Annotated in this window: 1 protein-coding gene; it reads left to right on the forward strand. The window is 46.0% G+C overall.

The genetic code is table 11. The features are described 5' to 3' along the window. The coding region (locus tag LYNGBM3L_RS46525; RefSeq protein WP_008184477.1) for a G8 domain-containing protein at positions 1-2,661 on the forward strand (2,661 nt) is incomplete at both ends.

Raw genomic sequence — 2,661 nt, forward strand, 5'->3', positions numbered from 1 at the left:
TCAGGATCTACCTGGGTTGGCGGGCAAGTTCCCGGTACCAATGCTCGAGTCCTGATTAATGCGGGTCACGTCGTGACCGTGGATGGTGTTATCAATACAGATTATAAGTCTGTACGAATAGCACCGAATGGAACACTCAATTACGCTGACGGGGTAAACACTGAGCTAAGGACAGAATACCTGGTCAGTCAAATGGGTAGTTTCTTCCATATAGGAAGCTCATCGGATGCAATTGATGCTAATCGAACGGCGAAACTGACTTTTGCCTGGCAAAATGGTACCAGTCAGTCCCAAGATCCTGACCGATTTGTGCCGGGGGCCGTTCTGATGGGGCAGGTTCGCATGTATGGTGCGGAAAAAACTAATTGGACTACCCTCGCTGTTAAACCATCGGCAGGTGCTACTCAATTGTCCCTGGCAACCACACCTACAGGGTGGAGAGTTGGAGACGACCTGGTAATCGCCGGTACGGATGACGCTAGTTACACTGGAGATGAGTTAGTATCAATTGGCAGCATCTCAGGGAGTACGGTTACTTTGTCAAGTGCCTTAACCAAAAACCACACACCGCCTTCACAAATTGCAGGGCTTGTAGATGTTCATGTCTCCAACAATACCAGAAACATCATTATTTCCTCTGAAGATCCCGGTGTATCTGCGAAAAGTGGCACGAACGGTTACGGAAAGCCCAGGGGGCACATGATGTTCATGCATAATGCTGATGTCGTACTCCAATACATAGAGACGGAAAATACAGGAAGAACTGACAAAACGATCGAGTTAGATGACTGGTCAGTGCCTGAAGATGAGGCCGCTAGAGAAGGACCCTATCCAACGGGAGCAGGCCGAAATCCAAGAGGGCGCTATTCCATCCACTTCCACAGGTCCATTCAGTTTGATAAATCCAATCCGAATTACACAGCTACTCCACCTGCGGCAACCGTAGAAGGATGTGTGGTCAATAACGATCCGGGGTGGGGGTTTGTCAGCCATTCCTCTCATGTGAACTTCATTAGAAATGTTGCTTATGATGTTAAAGGTTCTGCGTTCTGCACAGAAGCAGGAGATGAATTAGGCAGTTTTCAAGAAAACATAGCTATACGCACGGTAAATCCCACATTACCGATGGATCTTGGTCGGCCGAGTGAGGGAGTAAGTACCGAATTTGGCAGAACTGAAGCCCTTGCTGACGCCCGGGAGCAAAATTCTGATTTCGCCTGGCAAGGGGATGGCTTTTGGTTCCACAGTGCGGCAGTTACTATTGAAGGAAATGTGGTTTCAGGATCCTCAGGTCATGCTTACGTTTATTGGACTGAAGGATTATATGAACCTAATTTGGGGAGACCAAACCTGGAGGAACACATCGATATGTTCATGCCATCCAGTTTGAATCCCACGCTCAACTCTGCACTGAAGGCGCATAAGGCTGCTAATAGTAACTGGAAGTATGACGTCTGGTATCTCTTCCCAAGGCCTTTTAGGAATAACATCGCCTATAGCATGGCAAGAGGAGTTCACGGTTATTATGTCATGACCGAATTTCACGAAAATGGAAACACCGGAGATGCAGAATATAACCTAACACCTGATATCTACCGCAATACCATGAATCTGGTGATTGAAAATACCACGTTATGGAGCATGAAACGCGTCGGAATCGGCTTTAATCACTCTACACAGGTGACGTTGAAGAACAACAAAGTGTATGGACATGGAACAAGTACAAGTAACGCACCTTGGAATGTAACAGGTCTTCCAAGCTGGCAACAAGCCGTTCTGGAAGTAGAACCTGCCGTTTTAGGAATGGATCTGGACCACTATCATAACACAAGAACGTGGTTAATTGAAAATAACACGATTGAGGGCTTCAATGGGCAGGCTCAGGCGCTGAATTTGCCAATCAACGCGAATACAACTGTCAATGGCGGCACATTTAATAATTCAGGCATAGATATAAAAATTCGTGAAGTAAACTGGCTGAAAAGTTGGTGGGAAAGACCTGATGTGATCACGAATACCAGTGATAATGGATTTAATCCTTTGCCTACAGGTACTTGGAAAACCACTCCCTGGAGAACCATTCGTATAGAAGGGAACATTCAGTTTAACAATTCAAATCAGAATATAGTACTGGATCCACAATTTCTATTGAACAATGCTGCTCAGGACGCATTTGCGATCTGGCATGCTGATGGAATTGGCACAGGCATTAAACAAAGTGTCTATTTTATGTTACCCGATGAAATCATTTTGAATTTTGGGCCATTCAATAACTCAAAAGTCTATTATGATGAACAAGCGGCAAGTCACAAACCAGTCCCAAACTCTAACTTCCTGACACCATTGACTTACAGCAATGATGACATTTTTCCTGAACGCAGAACACCGGTCTCATTGCCAAGAACGGAGCCTGGTACGTCAGGTAACCAATCCTTTGCAGATGCCACTAATCAGCAACTCTGGGATTCGTTCGGTATGTCATTTGGAGGAGGAATCACTCCTTCAGGTACACAATCGCATCCTATCCTAAATGGCGGCACTGCTACGAACGTAGGCGCTTCAAATCAAGCACCAACTGTAAGCATCACAAGCCCTGCAAACAACGCCGACTTCTCAGAAGGGTCGAATGTGGTTATCAATGCGACCGCTGCTGATGCAGAC

This window comes from Moorena producens 3L (assembly GCF_000211815.1).
Classification (GTDB): domain Bacteria; phylum Cyanobacteriota; class Cyanobacteriia; order Cyanobacteriales; family Coleofasciculaceae; genus Moorena; species Moorena producens.